Genomic DNA, 15,353 nt, shown 5'->3' on the forward strand with positions numbered 1-15,353 from the left:
AAACGACAGTCGTAGATAATATTAGAACTATTAGTTTATAGTTCCAACTCATATAAAAATAATAACTAACTCCTAATAACATCACATTTCGAAACTTATGCGGCAGTACATAATACAATAGGAATACTGTTGGCAAAAATATCGCATAAGCAAATGAATTAAAAATCATTTCGTACTTCTTCCACGTCCATATAATAAACTTTCATTTATTTTTTAAATGAACTAATAATACTAATGCAACCAATATTCTAACTAAAAAAACAGTATGAACAGAAATTTCAAACCTAGAATCGTTAGGAGAGACATGTCAAAGTTTATTAAAAAGATTTTTATCTTGTTTTTGCCATTTAGCTTCTTGTACTCAGTATTCATTATAAATGACTACAATAACTATTGGGGCTTCCGGAGGAATTTTCACAGCTATAAAGGAATTATTATCTATCGGTTTCGTGATTACATGAGAGCTCCGAAGAAGAATATCATTATTGGCGACTCAAGAGTGGCACATTTTGATGAAGCCACAGCACCATATCTTAAGGAAGACCAAAGCTACTCTAATCTCGCGTTCGGCGGAGCAAGTATGCTTGAATCTATTGAAATGTTTTGGTGGGCGGCCAAACAGCAAAAACTTGAAAATGTAATAATGTCGATCAGTTTTTATACGATGAATAAGAACTATAATACCAACAGGTTTTTTGAACGCCTTAAACTTGCTGAAAATCCAGGTAAATATCTAGTCAATTTAGAGTACTTCAAGCTTACCTTGAATGACGCGCTTTTCCCAATTGAAGCCACAGAAAATCCGGTTGCATCTTACGAAACATATAGAAAATATGCTGATGCGATTAACTCTGTAGTTGCCGATAATTATGAAATAAATATGACTGTTCTTGAAAGCTTGAAGAACATCTCTGAGTACTGCAAAAAGAATAACATAAATCTTGTTTTTGTAACTCCCCCGATGCATCCGAGTATTTGGACATCCGTGGTTAATCAAAAAAAATTATTTGATGAAATCAATTTTTATAAGAACTATTTGGCACAACTAGGCCCTATTTTAGATAATGAAACTCCAAATAATTTAATTACTCTTTCCCATGCTAGCGATTTTTCTGATGGCTTTCATTTGAAACCTACGTCTGAAGGTTTTTTTAAATTTAAATCAGCCGTCATGAACTTCGCATCAACATCTAAGAATAGTCATTAGCATTAGCAAGCGAACAAGCATGAAATTTAGTGAAAACACAAAAAGATAGTGTTTTTCAAACTTCGGCACATGTTGTTTGAGAGTTTTCCGTTTTCACCCTCTGCCGAATGATCATGGCTTTTTCAAGTGCTTCACGTCTGTCTTCGGGATTTGCGATGTTATAATAAAATGCTCTAAACCACGTTCCAAATATAAAGCCACGACCGCTTCTGCTAGGCTTGTGAATTCCTTTCAAGAACAGGCCGTAGAATTGATGAAGTCCAAAAACCAGATAGGTTTTGATATTACTTTTTAACATGAGTTTCCATGGCAAAGTATATTCAACTTTTGTGTTGTTCGAATGAACAGCACTTAATTCCCGAACGTATTTTGTGACGCTTTCCTCATTTACATCAAAAGAGTAAAAAGATTCCATGCAAGCGTTATCGTGAAAACCTTCATCATTCACAAAAAAATCTGTTTTCTTAAAATCTTCAAACGTTTCAATTTTTTTAATGTTGCGCATGAGAGTCAGCTCGATATCCGCAGGAATCGGAAGAGGCCTCACAACAAAATATGGTTTTTTAAGGAAATAAGCCTCAACACACGATGTAGAATACCAATTCAAAATCGAGTCGCAGAGATATGTCCAGACTCTGACACTGTAGTCAGGGATGATTCTAAAGTTCGGATATTTCTCCTGTAGCTTATAAAGAGGAAGCAAGCTGTATTCATCCGGATGAGGTCGATAAATCAGAATGTGATCAATTGTAGGCAAGTATTTATCGAGCCATTCAAGAAATAAAAGCCTTGATTTCGTAAATAGCTCGATTCTTTCTGACAAATCAATACCAAGAAGGCGCTCATCCATCTTCCTACGATCTTCGGGCATATCGGCAAACGTGAAGCTTGAAGTAAAGAGCAACCACTTCTTCGCAGGATCAAGATTAAATTTCTCTGCGATTTCCTCCCGACTTGGGCAAAGTATAGAGGCGATTTCTTTTCTGATGAAGTCGACAGATAACGCGCCAAGAACGGGCAATTTCTCCTTGGAAATTCCAGATTTGGCAAGTTTTTCATGAGTTCTCTTTCCCCAACACACATGGTGGGCAAGTCTCGCTTCCCCTTTTGGAGTATGCAAATCAATTGCCTCGAAATCGTCGCTAAGAACTTGTTCGCATTGAAGATTAAAAATCGTATTTGCAGGACCAAAGCGTGAAAAAACTCTGGCTACATACTCTGTGTGATAAAGTTGTGGAACTATAATTACTTTATAGTTCTGCTTACCAAAAAGACTGTAGTATTGCGACTCATAAAAGTTTGCAATGTCACAACTATACCCTAAATGCTCGAGAAAAACTTTTAATAGGTAAGCATTCTCGATTTCTCGCTTCTTCACTTCGTAAACAATTAAAAAATCTTTCATGCTTATGTAGACACCTTCCCAATAAATTCTTTATGCGGGCTTATTTTTATCAAATGTTTCAACGAATATACAATTAGTACGACTGTATATATCTGCGCTTGATCCACGTAATTGGATGTTGGAAGTGCAATGAGATATATGACATTTAAAAAAGTCCAACTTAAAAACAGGATAAACAGGAGCGCGACCGCATTAAAAATTTGAACCTTATTGGCCTGCGTAAAGAACTCATCTTCTGCTTTTTTATCGCAGGAAAAAACTGCAAATGTGAATAAACCAAACAGCAAAATGAAACCAATCACGCCGTGCTCGTAAACCAAACTTACGATCCCGGAATGACTTTTTAAATGATGAAATCCTTTATGAAGATAAAATAGATCAATCTTAGAAGAGCTTCCCAGCCCAAAGCCGATCACCGTGGATTCAACCGTTCCAAGCACCTCGGAAATACGCGTGGAACCAACAATTGTACGTAATGCGCCCGAGGTTCCTCGATTTAGGACACTCGCTAAATCGATATACCTAAAAACAACTAATAAAGCTAAAGGGACAAACAAGAGCAATACAGCTAATGAACCGACAGGCAACGAGATTGAATAGTATCTATCCTTGGCTGCAAACAGCTTGTCCATAAGCAAAGGTCGAACACGAGTTAACATATAGTATCCAAAGACTACACCAGGAACTAAAATTATTGCTTTAACTTGAAGGCGTTGGTCTTCAGTAAAAATACTCACAGACAATAAAATATAAAAAGCGAAACCAATAAATGATTTAAAGGCAATACTACGAAGAGTTTTCAAGTCAGGAAAATGAATACCAATGCATATCAGAAGTAACGCTTGAAGTGGCAATACATTGGACATGAGCACATGTTGACTTTTACCCATATAAAGTATGCTTCCTATGTCACAAAATACGTACAAGGCAAAAGTAAGAAAATACACGTTAACGAGAGTTGCCAAGGTAAAGTAAAAATCCTTAGATCGTAGAATAATCCAAAAATAAGGTATCGCTATGAAGCATATGAAAGCGACGTAGGGATTAAGTTCAGATGTAGCGTGGCGAAATCCATTTAACAATTGCAAGACCAGATATAAAAGAAAAAGGCCTCCCGAAACAAAAAAAGCGCGCGTAAGTTTCACCTTTTTCTTCATGAAGAGAAAAATTGCGAACACAAAAATATATAACGACAGATAAATCAGCGATGGGTCAGAGCCGAATTTTCTGGAAGCATGGTACAAAACGTCCCCGCTGTTGGCGATGGTGATTACAATCGAAAAAACAATCACTTCCCAACTAGTCATTCTATTTCGTAAATTATTGAGAGAATTTTCCACTAAATCCAGCCTCAGGTCGTTGTACTTGCTTCCTTTGCGAATTCTTATTTTACAATCAAATAAAAGTTTGCTTAAGACAAACAACTATAATGACTCTTGGAGATAACAGAATATATGTATTCAAAGCACTCATGAATAGATCCATGAGTGCCAATCGAACAACTAACCTTGCTCCCAAATAGGATATCTGAGCTTCCAATCACCACTCTCTTTTGTCCATAGATGAGGAGAACGGAATTGGTCACACAATTCGTGAAAACGCTCTGGCTTCATTTCGATATATTCCATAACTTCATTGAAGTATTTGTCAGGGAATTCACCGTCGAATTTTTTAACCAGTGCAACACCTTCGTCACGAGTCAAATGCTTATTACGAATCTCTTGAGAAGCATCGTAAGTAGCGCGTCCCAAACCAAACTTGATATATGTTGTATAGTAGTGAAGATCATCAATCTTATCATCAATACTATTGTACTTGCTGTATGTCCCTTGTGTACGGAACGGGCGAGCTTTAAAGCCTGTGTTTTCTACTGCGTAGTAGTAAACTTCTTGAGGAGTCCATTTTAGGTAATAACCTAGGTAATGAACTTCAATTTTCTTATTTGCAAGCTCTGAAGATTCAATTGGCAAGAAAGACATCAAGTCGCGCTTCTTAATATTGTGTTTTTCTTCCAGTTCCTTAACAGAAACACCGCCGAGATAGATATCATCGATGTTTGAAAAGCTGAAATATGATTTGTCACGCAATGAAGTCGTATTGTCCGCAATGGGATTTCCATATTCCGCTTCGTTCTCACCGTAGAAAATTAGAGGGATATCATATTTAGCCGCAATTTTCGGAGCCAAATTCTTTTGTCCCAAAATAAACGTTTGGAACGGATGAAGAAGATTTTCGATCGACAATCTCGTCAAAGTTTTCATCACACGGCCATTGCGCGTGAAAGTCAGATTGTCAAAACCACCGACGTCGAGCCAGTTTTTCCAATTCTTGTAACCATAGTCCGTGTAAAGAATTGGCGGCCAAGTGATTGTAAGTGGATTCATGCCGTATTTGTATTTCAAGATATGAGCTTGATAAGCACTGTCTTTTCCACCGCTGCCAGGCACGATACAATCATAGTGACCGTCATTACGGCGATATTTATCAAGAAGAGCCATTAGCTCATCTTCACGTTTCTTCCAATCAATGTTGTTTTTCATTTCAGCTGTGCGACAAGCATCACACACGCCATTCTCATCGATATTCAAAGTAACTTTTTTACTTTCAATCGTATGACGAAACTCTTGCGTAGATGCCGGTCTCTGATTCGACATCACACACTTTTTACAGTAGTGCACTTCACGCGGAAGGCCGTACTTTACTTCCAACTCACTCATTCTAACCTCACAAAATATTTAACCAGTTTTTGTAAATCTTAATTCCATCCGGGCCGCTTTTTTCTGGATGCCCTTGAACACCAAAAATATTGCCCTTTCTTACCATCGTTGGATATGCAAATCCTTGATAACTACATGTACCAAGAACGCAGCTTGCATCTTTCGGTTCAACGTAAAAAGAGTGTACCAAGAACATTTTTGACTTATTCTCAAGTCCTTCTAAAAAAGCGTCTTCCTTTTTCTTCTCAAGAAAATTCCAGCCAATAAAAGGCACGTTCAAAGAAATGTCTTTGTAGCTATTTGGGAAACGACGAACTGTACCCGGAATCAAGTCTAGGCCCTTATGGCTGCCAAACTCTTCACTTGTTGTAAAGAGAAGCTGCAATCCCAGACAGACGCCCAAAAAGGGAACGCCTTTGTTAGCTTGCTCGCGCAAAGTTTCAACTAAATTGAGCTCAACCAATTTCGCCATTGCGTCGCCAAAGGCACCGACACCTGGAAGAAGAATTCCGTCTGCGCTTAAGATTTCATTCTTGTCGCTGGAAACAATAGGAGTACAACCATTTACTTTCAAAGCTTGGGTGATGCTAAAAATATTCCCCAATCCATAATCTACAATAACAACTTTTTTCATAACGCCCTACAAACCACGCCCATTGTCTTCAATGCTTCAGAAACTTCCTTAAAGGAAACTGGTTTAATCTTCCCATAACTGCGATTCTCACTTAAGAAGCGCGTATTTCCCTCAGCCTTCTCAGAGTTGACTGTGTTATGTTTAGAAACCACGTCATAATGAAAAATCGATCCCACAGCGATACCATTTGCTGTGGTTTCTTTTACCACACGAACAATGTCCGCAACGCTGCCTGCTCCCCCATGTGCTACGACGGGGACCTTCACTAACGAGCATACGGATTTGATAAGATCGATATCGAACCCTTCACCGGTACCTTCCTTATCAACGGATGTGATAACAAGCTCACCAGCTCCGAGGTTTTCAACTCGCTTTACCCACTCCATCACTTCAACACCGGTATCTTCACGTCCGTTGTCAATGAAAGCTAAGTAGCGGCCATCGGGCTGCTTAATGGCTTCGACTGAAATCACAATAGTCGAGGAACCAAAGCGATGAGCTGCTTTTTCAACCAAACTCGGATTACGAATTGCCGCCGTATTCAAAGAAATCTTATCAGCGCCGCTATCCAATACTTTTTTAATATCGTCAAGCGAGCGAAGCCCTCCGCCAACCGTAATAGGAATGAAAACATCGTTCGCAATTCGCGAGACCATGTCCGTCAGACTATTGCGCTCATACAGACTTGCAACGACGTCCATGTAAAACAACTCATCCGCGCCAGCCTCATAATATTGACGTGCGAAGACATCCGGATCGCCGAGAACTCGAAGGCCTTCTAAATGAATGCCCTTCACTAAGTTCGGCCCCTTGATATCCAGTCGGGGAATAAGTCTAATATAACGTTGTTTTTCCATGAATCGCCTTCACTATTTTCTAAGTCTCTATTTTTAGAGCGTAAATCCGTCGTCTACAATAATATTTTGACCATTTATGAATTCTGAGTCGGAAGAAAGCAAAAACACTAACGTTCCGGCCAGATCAGACGGCTGGAGCATGCCCTTATTTAGACAAAACTCACGATACTGATTCAAAAACTGTTCTGGCTGCGCATCAAGAATTCCACCAGGACTGATACAGTTAACCCGAATGCCTTTGTTTTTCACATATTTCGCCATGTACTTAGTAAGATGGATCAAACCTGACTTTATGGCTGCATATTCAACAGGCATAGTCATCTTTGTACCGTCATAAACTTCAAATCGCGGCGGCACGACACCATACACTGACGAGATATTAACGATATTTCCATGCTCCTGAGCCTCGAAATACTTAAGGAAACGCTGGGAAGTTAGGAAGTACCCCCCTAGATTCAAATTTAAGTTTTCACAAAAATCCTCATAGGTCACATCAAAGAAATGACGTCCATAATTCTTATTGCGAGGATAGGCATTATTCACAAGAGCATGGATTTTGCCAAATTTCTGAGCGACTTCGGCAATGACGGAGCTGACCGATTCTTCAGAAGTGATATCCATTTTTATCGGATATGAGTTAGGAATCTGTTCAGAGGCAGCCTGGGCATTTTCAATTTTAATGTCTGCAACGACGACGATTCCGCCCTCTCGAGAAATGGCATTCGCAAAAACTTTTCCCAAGAGCCCCGCCGCTCCTGTTATGACCACTACTTTTTTATCGAGCTTCATTTTTCTTCCTTAATAGCGACGTCACAATTTCGAAATCAAATTGAGTGTCAATATCCAGAGAGCGCTCCTCCGGCATTACATAGATTTTTGTTTTACCCGTAAATAAGGATTGGCTGTGAAAGAAGGACTCTCTATTCCAAACATAAATTGACGCATTAAGATCGTAACACTGAGGAGCATCCTGCCTCCGTACTACAGGGAGATCCAATTTTTTGGACAACTCAACAAAGCCGTCTTTCAACTCAACTAAGTTAAAATAAGGAGACCGGCGTGCAGGCATGCCGGTGATAACATTGTCACATCCTCCCGCCTCAAGCATCTCGACGGCATTAATAATGTCCTGCACATCCCGAAGTGGCGAAGTGCAGTCTAAATCTACAAATGTATCAAACCTAATACCGCTCATCTTTTCCGCTTCTTCAGCACAATGACGGATCACGGGAATCTTAGCTGCGGTATCAGTCGCAAGCTCTGCAGGACGTTTAATAAGATATTTTACCCCGGCATCACGTGCTGCATTTAAAATATCATCCGAGTCTGAACTAAACGCAATGGCATCAAACAGCCCTGACTTTTGCGCCTGTTCGATGGAGTAGGCCAAGAGGGGTTTTCCATCCACCTCGCGCAAGTTTTTTCCTACGACACCTTTTGACCCGCCACGGGCACAAATTGAACATAAACGTTTCATAAATTTATAAACTTTCTTTCTTGAGACGAATGTTCTGCGGCTTCAATAAGCTTCAGTACAGACATCCCATCATCAAAAGAACTTAAAGATTGAGTTCTTCCTTCAATAAGAGACCGCGCTTGCTCTAAGTAAGTGTCGGCAACTTTTAAATTGTCCAGCACGACTTCAGAATTAATCATCAGACGTCCTGCAACCATATCGACAAATAAAGTTGCATCCTGACAGTGAACGAGAATTGTTCTTCGAGCGACACGATCTAAATAATTAATGCTCACAACGACATGGGGACTCTTTTGAGTTTTTCCTAAAAGAGTGAATACATCATCTGAATCAATCTCAAGATTGCTGAAGTGTCCACCTTGAGCCGCTAGATATTCGAAATTCCCAAAAAGCCACTGGGTATAATCAAGCTCATGACTAAGATCGCGTAAGACGCCTCCACCTTGGTCTTTTTTTGCAGAGTAGACTTCACGATAATCACGTTGAGGCCGCCAACCCGGAAGATACTGCCCGCAATAGACATGAGCGGTTACAACTTCACGGTTCTTCAACTCCTCTTTCAAGCGGGTCAACAGAGGGCTCCGTCTCAAATTATAAGCGACATAAAGTCCGGCAAACGAGTGTTTAAAAGAAATGACTTTGTCCGCTAAAGGTTTTTCAACCAAGACGATACCCTTGAATCCCGCTAGCTTTAAGTTTTCCAACGCTGCGAGATGCTTATCCGTGCTATTCGCGACGACAACAATACCCGGATTATACTCAACAACTGCCGACGAAACATCTCGATAAATTTTTTGATGAGTTACGTCTTGTTGGGTAACTACGGCTACTTCAGCGCCTGCAGCTTCAAACGCCCCGAGATGACGTTTGCCGATACTTCCGTACCCAACAATCAGAACCTTTTCCGCGGAAGTGCTAGCCACCGAAATAACCCTCGAAATCCGCCTGCGCGCGATGGAAATCCTCAAGACGTCCTATATCAACCCAATAATCTTTCAGCTTGAAGCAACGGACCAGATTGTCCTCTTTCTTTAGTACGGTAAAGAGACTTGGCATATCAAAGAACTGCCCCTGCGGAACGTGAGTCAACGCTTCTGGAGAAAGAATGTAAATACCCGCATTTACGAAAGTCAGCTCTTTGGGTTTCTCTTCAATAGAAAGAATCTTATCGCCGTCAACCTTCACAACGCCGTACGGAATTTCCACATAGTGCTCACGCACTGCCATTGTCGCGGCCGCCCCCGTAGAAACGTGTGCATCCAACATTTCGGCAAAATTAGCTCGCGTTAAGATATCGCCATTCATAACAAAGAAAGGCTCTTGTGGTTTATTTTTCAACATCGAAAGCCCGCCGCACGTCCCCAGAGGAGTGTCTTCGTGAAGATACTCGATAGAGACTCCCCACTTTTCGCCATCCCGGAAATGCTCTTGAATCATTTCAGCACGATAGTTCACGACAAAAACAAACTTATGGAAGCCCAGCTCGCTAAAGCGTCGAACAATAGTCTCTAAAATAGGACGTCCGCCGACTCTTAGTAAAGGCTTTGGCATATTGTCCGTCAAAGGGCTTAAACGTTTTCCAAAGCCGCCGACCATTAGAATCACTTTATTGTTGCGCTTAATAAGACCTAAAAGCTCATCTGAACCTTCGATACGCACGATGCGGCCGTTGTTATCCAAGACAGGCAGATGACGAATATTCCACTGACGCATCTTTGCGAGAACTTCATTTTTCGGTACACCTTCACCGATCGATTTAGGCGTGCGGTTCATAAATGTCTCGATTTGTTGATCCATTTGCGCGGACTTCAACAAAGCACGGCGGATATCGCCATCCGTTAAAGCGCCAACCAACCGACCATCTCTATCTACAACAAAGCAGATCTGCAGAGAGTTTTTATCAATAATCTCCATGGCGCGACGAAGAGTGTCTTGTGGCGAAACGAAAATATCGGATGTAGCCTTCATATAAACCCCAAGTATCCTTAAATTTTATAGTCAAAGAACATTTTTTTCGGGAAAGATTTAAATTCGATCCGCTGAAGAATGTTCATCATCTTGTCAGCGGCATTCCCACTTCCGTAGACAGAAAATGATCGTGCTCCATTTTCTTGTTTAAACTTCAATGCAGCATCCATAGCTTTGGCAATTTCATTACTTTTCCCATCAACATTAAAAACCGACGCAGCCATCTCGCGACCTTTTTGCCTGTCTCCAATGTTGACTGTTGGAGTACCCAAGGCCGGTGCTTCGATAATACCGCTCGAGGAATTTCCCGCGACAACAGAGGCAAGATTTAACAAAGATAAATAGCGCTTCATTCCCAAAGAATAAACATAGGCCGTCGTTTTTGGATGGTGACTTACAAAAGAGTCAATTGCTTTGTGAATTTCTTCGTTACCGTGATCTGCATTAGCGCGCGTAAAAACAACTGTTGTGTTACCTTCTTTAATTTTTTCATCCAGCACCGTTAAGAGAGCCGCCACCTGTTCACGGTCTTTTTCCGGGTTCAATGTCTCGGGATGATAGGTAACTGCAATAACTCGCTCCTGAAGCGTAATTCCGAGACTTGCCTCGAGCTCTTCTTTGGAAAGTAACGGAATCTTTTTGATATTATCCACACCCAACGCGCCAACATCGTGCACCCTATCTGGAGCTTCCCCTAATGAAAGAACACGCTCGCGATATCTTGAAGATGCCACAAAATGGATATAAGAAAGCTTCGTGATACAGTGACGGTAAGCCTCATCTAATGCTCCTTCGGTCACTTCTCCGCCGTGCAAATGGACGAGAGGAATTCCCAAACCGTTACAAGCAATAGCGAAAGACAATGCTTCGTATCTGTCTCCCAAAATCACGGCGACATCAGGCTTATCCTGGGCCAAAGCCTTCGCAAATCGTACTAACGAGTTCCCCATAATACCGAGATGTGAAACCTCTGAAGAATCATTCATATCGATTTTAATTTGATAATAAGGCTTAAACCCCTGAGATATGATTTCCTGAACCGTCTGACCGTGTTCTTCCAGTAAATGCGTTCCCGTTACAAAAAGACGCAATTCGAATCCGCTCTCTTTCTCCAAGCGCTCAATTAACGGCGTCAGAATTCCGTAATCCGCTCTAGTACTAGTAAATACGCAGATCTTAGTCATGGATAAGTTCATTCTCCTGGTAATCGCGCGAAGACTTTTGCCCAATGAACTCATACCAGCGCATAGGTGATACACCTGAGCCCGGTCTACGTGTTGTTAGATTTTCAGAGGTAAAGACTTCTCCCGCCTTAATGGCTTTTTTTGCGACTAAAGACTTTCGAGCGACAGCTCGATTCTTCAATTCGCTGTCCGTGGGTCTTTTTTCGCTTCGGCCTAGCGCTTGGTTGATATTGCGAATGGCTTCAACCATAGCTTTCAGCTCAGCAGGCTCTAAGGAGGCTTTGTGATCGGGGCCTGCAGCGTTACGATCTAATGTAAAATGTTTTTCAATTACTTTTGCTCCAAGAGCTGTCGCGGCTATAGGAACTTCTATTCCCATGGTATGATCCGAATAACCAAAAGAAACGTTCAGCCTTTCGCCCAAAGTCTTCATCGCACGCAAGTTCACGTCAGACATTTGCGTAGGATAGTCCGTATTACAGTGCAGAACTGTGATTTTCTCCAACGGAAGTCCCACGCCTGTGAGAACTTTGATCGCAGCTTGAACTTCATCAAAATCTGCCATTCCGGTAGAGACAATAACAGGTTCACCTCTTCGTCCGATAATCTCAAGATAAGGAAGGTTGGTTATTTCTCCGCTAGGAACTTTCCATTGCCCCATGTTCAGAGTTTCGAGAAATGCCAGACTTTCAAAATCAAATGCCGTAGACAAAAAACGAATATTTCTTTTTCGACAATGTTCAATAAGAACATAGTGATCGTCGTAGCTCAGCTCCAGTTTTTTGAGCATGTTTAACTGTGATTGCTCTTCGCCGAGATTTCGCTTCTGATATTCAGCCATCACAGCAGATTCGGTAACGAGATTCTTGGCTTTGAAAGTCTGAAACTTAACAATATCCGCACCCGCATCGACTGCGACATCAACAAGTTTTAATGCAGTCGCCAGGTCTCCGTTATGATTGACACCAGCTTCCGCTATGATGAGAGTTTCATTATTCATAACTCACCTTATGGAATACTCCTGCGCTTAATACAGAGTTCGCTGCAACTTTGAGCCCTTCTTTAAGAACGGCATTACTGCCGATAAAGCTTCCTTCTTGAACGTTGCAACCGCCATTAATTACGGCTGCTGTTGAAACATGACAGTGACTGCCAACAACCGAATCGTGTTCAATCAAGGACTTTGTATTGACGATACAATTAACGCCTATGATCGCGTTCGCATTCACGAGGGCGTCATGAAGAACAATAGTTCCCTCACCGATTGAAGCTGATGCGGAAACATAAGCTCGCGGCGAAATCACAGTTGCAAGTTGGGCACCAAGATTCACAAGTTGTTGAAAAATCTTTTTACGCAACTGCGGCGTTTTAATCTGCCCCACCGTTATTAAAAAAAATGTTTCTTTATTGATATACTTGGGCAAATCCGCGTCCGTTCCAATTATGGGAACGCCATTCAACGTAGATCCTACCTTCTCGGCCAGATCAAAGATACCGCGAATGTTAAAGACACCAGTCGCTCGAATAACGTCGATACAGGAAGCACAATGGCCTCCCGCCCCTATGAGATAGAGATCTTTCACGAATGCCTCACACTGCTTGGAATATTAACGATCCGATCAGCCAGCGATCGAGCGACGGTCAAATCTTCACTGTATGCAGATTTATACATGGGTAGGTCCGGCATAAGATTCCAAACCGGTCTGGTCATCACACCTTGACGATTTGTCTCATGCAAAAAGGCATCTCTTTCTTTTCGGTCGCTTAAAAGAATAGCGTTCAGCCAATAATTGGATTTTGCCTTCTCAGGTTCGACAAAAAATTGAATGCCTTTTTTCTCGAAAAACTGCCTATACATCTCAGCCGTCGCTCTTTTGTTTTCCACAAAAAATGGAAGCTGCTCTAACTGACCGACAATCAGTGCCGCGTTCAAGTTAGGCATACGATAGTTGAAACCGATCTCGTCATGGAAAAATTCCCACGCGTGTGGAACCTTTGCCGTTGTCGTTAAATGCTTGGCTCTCTTCCCCAGGGCCTCATCATTTGTAACCAACATCCCGCCGCCACCGGAGGTTATAATTTTGTTTCCATTAAAACTGAAAACTCCGATTTTACCAAAAAGACCTGTATGAACCCCGTTATAAAAACTCCCGAGAGACTCGGCAGCATCTTCGATAACGGGAACGTTATAGGAATCGCAGATCTTTACAATGTCTTCAATTTTTACGGGATGACCAAAGACGTGCATGGGTAGACAAGCCATAATCCGACGCCCTGTCTTCTTATTATAGCAAACACCTGCTCTGACTTCCGCATGAGATTCTAGAAACCTATGCAGAGATATCACTGACAGCCCTAGAGTTTCGGCGTCGCTGTCGAGAAAAACAGGATGAGCTCCACAATAAGAAATAGCATTCGGTGTCGCCACAAAAGTCAGGGCTTGAGTCAGAACTTCATCCCCGTGAGAAACACCTAAAAGGTGCAGAGCCGCATGTAGAGCCGAAGTTCCATTCCCCGTCACGACTGCTTTTTTTGCTCCGACGTACTTTGCGAATTCAACTTCAAAACGATCTACAAATGCGCCTACTGAAGAAACAAATGTCGAGTCAATAGCTTCATTGACGTATTTTTTTTCATTACCAGAAAAGATCGGAGCATGCAGGGGAATAAACTTTTCACCCTTATATAAATCCTGAATAAAACTAATAACGTCATTAAACATTATAAATATCTGCCTTATACTTCGCCAGATTCTGCTTGTCGGTGAACCACTCAATTGTTCTGCGAAGCCCTTCTTCAATTGAAACTTCAGGCTTAAAACCAGTCATTGAATGAATTTGCGTATTGTCGCACCAGAGACGATGAACCTCGGAATTCTTGGGACGAACGCGTTCGGCATCATGAATAATCTTAACATCCGACTGCATAATTTTTTTGATCAACTCAAGGGTGTCTTTGATGGAAATTTCAAAATTCGATCCAATGTTGACAGTCTTGCCAACAGTCGCCTGAGACTTCGCCAATGCCAAGAAACCGCGGCAGGTATCTGAAACATAGTTAAAGTCGCGTGTTGGCGTCATATCGCCCAAATTGATTTCTTTTTTCCCAGACGCAATCTGAGAAATAATAGTAGGAATCACTGCGCGTGCAGACTGACGAGGGCCATACGTATTGAAGGGACGTGCAATTGTTAGCGGAAGATTGAAGGAGTTAAAGAAACTCATAGCCATGGCATCTGCCGCTATCTTGGATGCACTATAAGGGGATTGAGGCTGCAAGGGATGTTTTTCATCGATAGGAACATACTGAGCTGTCCCGTACACTTCACTTGTTGATGTGTGAATAATACGCGAAACCCCTGCATCCATAGCCGCTTTACACATATTCAAAGTACCAGTGACATTAGTTTCAACATAACTTTGTGGAGCGATGTAAGAAAAGGGAATTGCAATAAGAGCGGCTAGATGAAAAACAACATCTACATTCTTCGAAATCTCTTTGCAGAAAAAAGGATCACGAACGTCTCCCGTCACAACTTCGATGTCTTGCTTTATGGGCGAAGAATCTAACCAACCCCAGGAATTAAAAGAGTTGTATTGTGCCAATGCACGTACATCATATCCTTCGGCCACCAACATTTCAGTTAAATGAGAACCAATAAAACCATCAGCACCCGTAACAAGAACCTTTTTTGACAAAACAACACCTCGCTGAGCCGCAAATCTTATCTCTGAGGAATTCTTGAGTCTATTCAAAGGATTAAATGACTTAAAGCAATATTCTGACGTACAAAAAACTCTGCAGCTTAGTTCGCAATTGTATATAAAGAGGCTGTTGGGCGTCGCATTAAAAATGCTGAACACACCACCTTCTCAAAACCCAATTAATGCGTAATACCGATAAC

General features: G+C 41.5%; 15 protein-coding genes. 1 reads left to right on the plus strand and 14 read right to left on the minus strand.

The genetic code is table 11. The features are described 5' to 3' along the window. Positions 1 to 304 precede the first annotated feature (304 nt). Positions 305 to 1,207, plus strand: a complete 903-nt coding sequence (locus AZI87_RS13055; RefSeq protein ID WP_063207974.1) for a hypothetical protein — start codon at positions 305 to 307, stop codon at positions 1,205 to 1,207. A 55-nt stretch (positions 1,208 to 1,262) separates the two neighbouring features. Here AZI87_RS13055 and AZI87_RS13060 read toward each other — a convergent pair whose 3' ends face one another. The 14 genes from AZI87_RS13060 to AZI87_RS13125 all read right to left on the minus strand — a co-directional run bounded on the left by AZI87_RS13060 (position 1,263) and on the right by AZI87_RS13125 (position 15,147). Continuing rightward, positions 1,263 to 2,612, minus strand: a complete 1,350-nt coding sequence (locus tag AZI87_RS13060) for a hypothetical protein (RefSeq protein ID WP_063207976.1) — start codon at positions 2,610 to 2,612, stop codon at positions 1,263 to 1,265. A 2-nt stretch (positions 2,613 to 2,614) separates the two neighbouring features. Beyond that, positions 2,615 to 3,502, minus strand: a complete 888-nt coding sequence (locus AZI87_RS18155) for a hypothetical protein (RefSeq protein WP_155722570.1) — start codon at positions 3,500 to 3,502, stop codon at positions 2,615 to 2,617. A gap of 612 nt (positions 3,503 to 4,114) precedes the next feature. Beyond that, positions 4,115 to 5,329 carry an N-acetyl sugar amidotransferase gene (locus tag AZI87_RS13070; RefSeq protein WP_063207981.1) on the minus strand — a complete coding sequence of 405 codons (1,215 nt, stop codon included), beginning with the start codon at positions 5,327 to 5,329 and terminating at the stop codon, positions 4,115 to 4,117. A gap of 7 nt (positions 5,330 to 5,336) precedes the next feature. Beyond that, positions 5,337 to 5,963 carry an imidazole glycerol phosphate synthase subunit HisH gene (gene hisH / locus AZI87_RS13075; protein WP_063207984.1) on the minus strand — a complete coding sequence of 209 codons (627 nt, stop codon included), beginning with the start codon at positions 5,961 to 5,963 and terminating at the stop codon, positions 5,337 to 5,339. Further along, positions 5,960 to 6,820, minus strand: coding sequence for an imidazole glycerol phosphate synthase subunit HisF (hisF, locus tag AZI87_RS13080; protein ID WP_063207987.1), 861 nt, complete (start codon positions 6,818 to 6,820; stop codon positions 5,960 to 5,962). Before hisF ends, hisH begins: the two co-directional genes overlap by 4 nt. A gap of 33 nt (positions 6,821 to 6,853) precedes the next feature. Beyond that, a complete protein-coding gene (locus tag AZI87_RS13085; protein WP_063207990.1) occupies positions 6,854 to 7,609 on the minus strand; it encodes an oxidoreductase in 756 nt (251 codons plus the stop codon). Further along, a complete protein-coding gene (locus AZI87_RS13090) occupies positions 7,596 to 8,297 on the minus strand; it encodes an acylneuraminate cytidylyltransferase family protein (RefSeq protein ID WP_063207993.1) in 702 nt (233 codons plus the stop codon). The genes AZI87_RS13085 and AZI87_RS13090 overlap by 14 nt, the downstream gene beginning before the upstream one ends. Next, positions 8,294 to 9,220 (minus strand): Gfo/Idh/MocA family protein, encoded by a 927-nt coding sequence (locus AZI87_RS13095; protein WP_063207996.1) that lies wholly within the window; start codon positions 9,218 to 9,220, stop codon positions 8,294 to 8,296. Before AZI87_RS13095 ends, AZI87_RS13090 begins: the two co-directional genes overlap by 4 nt. After that, entirely contained in the window at positions 9,213 to 10,265 is a 1,053-nt protein-coding gene (locus tag AZI87_RS13100) for a nucleotidyltransferase family protein (RefSeq protein ID WP_063208000.1), read from the minus strand. The genes AZI87_RS13095 and AZI87_RS13100 overlap by 8 nt, the downstream gene beginning before the upstream one ends. Before the next feature lie 17 nt (positions 10,266 to 10,282). Then, positions 10,283 to 11,449 (minus strand): UDP-N-acetylglucosamine 2-epimerase, encoded by a 1,167-nt coding sequence (neuC, locus tag AZI87_RS13105; protein WP_063208003.1) that lies wholly within the window; start codon positions 11,447 to 11,449, stop codon positions 10,283 to 10,285. Then, the gene (gene neuB / locus AZI87_RS13110) at positions 11,442 to 12,449 is read right to left on the minus strand and encodes an N-acetylneuraminate synthase (RefSeq protein ID WP_063208006.1); all 1,008 of its coding nucleotides are present in this window, start codon (positions 12,447 to 12,449) and stop codon (positions 11,442 to 11,444) included. The genes neuC and neuB overlap by 8 nt, the downstream gene beginning before the upstream one ends. Next, positions 12,442 to 13,032 (minus strand): acetyltransferase, encoded by a 591-nt coding sequence (locus AZI87_RS13115; protein WP_063208009.1) that lies wholly within the window; start codon positions 13,030 to 13,032, stop codon positions 12,442 to 12,444. The genes neuB and AZI87_RS13115 overlap by 8 nt, the downstream gene beginning before the upstream one ends. Next, on the minus strand, positions 13,029 to 14,171 hold the full coding sequence (locus tag AZI87_RS13120) for a LegC family aminotransferase (protein ID WP_063208012.1): 1,143 nt from the start codon (positions 14,169 to 14,171) through the stop codon (positions 13,029 to 13,031). Before AZI87_RS13120 ends, AZI87_RS13115 begins: the two co-directional genes overlap by 4 nt. Beyond that, positions 14,164 to 15,147 carry an NAD-dependent 4,6-dehydratase LegB gene (locus AZI87_RS13125; protein WP_081112226.1) on the minus strand — a complete coding sequence of 328 codons (984 nt, stop codon included), beginning with the start codon at positions 15,145 to 15,147 and terminating at the stop codon, positions 14,164 to 14,166. The genes AZI87_RS13120 and AZI87_RS13125 overlap by 8 nt, the downstream gene beginning before the upstream one ends. Positions 15,148 to 15,353: the final 206 nt, after the last annotated feature.

Origin of the sequence: Bdellovibrio bacteriovorus (assembly GCF_001592745.1) — a bacterium.
In the GTDB taxonomy this organism is placed as follows: domain Bacteria; phylum Bdellovibrionota; class Bdellovibrionia; order Bdellovibrionales; family Bdellovibrionaceae; genus Bdellovibrio; species Bdellovibrio bacteriovorus_B.

Excerpts from the sequence above, each read along its gene's own strand:
- AZI87_RS18155 (WP_155722570.1), bottom strand. The coding sequence starts at position 3,502 with ATGGGTAAAAGTCAACATGTGCTCATGTCCAATGTATTGCCACTTCAA.
- AZI87_RS13055 (WP_063207974.1), top strand. The coding sequence starts at position 305 with ATGTCAAAGTTTATTAAAAAGATTTTTATCTTGTTTTTGCCATTTAGC.
- AZI87_RS13100 (WP_063208000.1), bottom strand. The coding sequence starts at position 10,265 with ATGAAGGCTACATCCGATATTTTCGTTTCGCCACAAGACACTCTTCGT.
- hisH (WP_063207984.1), bottom strand. The coding sequence starts at position 5,963 with ATGAAAAAAGTTGTTATTGTAGATTATGGATTGGGGAATATTTTTAGC.
- neuB (WP_063208006.1), bottom strand. The coding sequence starts at position 12,449 with ATGAATAATGAAACTCTCATCATAGCGGAAGCTGGTGTCAATCATAAC.
- AZI87_RS13060 (WP_063207976.1), bottom strand. The coding sequence starts at position 2,612 with ATGAAAGATTTTTTAATTGTTTACGAAGTGAAGAAGCGAGAAATCGAG.
- AZI87_RS13070 (WP_063207981.1), bottom strand. The coding sequence starts at position 5,329 with ATGAGTGAGTTGGAAGTAAAGTACGGCCTTCCGCGTGAAGTGCACTAC.
- AZI87_RS13085 (WP_063207990.1), bottom strand. The coding sequence starts at position 7,609 with ATGAAGCTCGATAAAAAAGTAGTGGTCATAACAGGAGCGGCGGGGCTC.
- hisF (WP_063207987.1), bottom strand. The coding sequence starts at position 6,820 with ATGGAAAAACAACGTTATATTAGACTTATTCCCCGACTGGATATCAAG.
- AZI87_RS13090 (WP_063207993.1), bottom strand. The coding sequence starts at position 8,297 with ATGAAACGTTTATGTTCAATTTGTGCCCGTGGCGGGTCAAAAGGTGTC.
- neuC (WP_063208003.1), bottom strand. The coding sequence starts at position 11,449 with ATGACTAAGATCTGCGTATTTACTAGTACTAGAGCGGATTACGGAATT.
- AZI87_RS13120 (WP_063208012.1), bottom strand. The coding sequence starts at position 14,171 with ATGTTTAATGACGTTATTAGTTTTATTCAGGATTTATATAAGGGTGAA.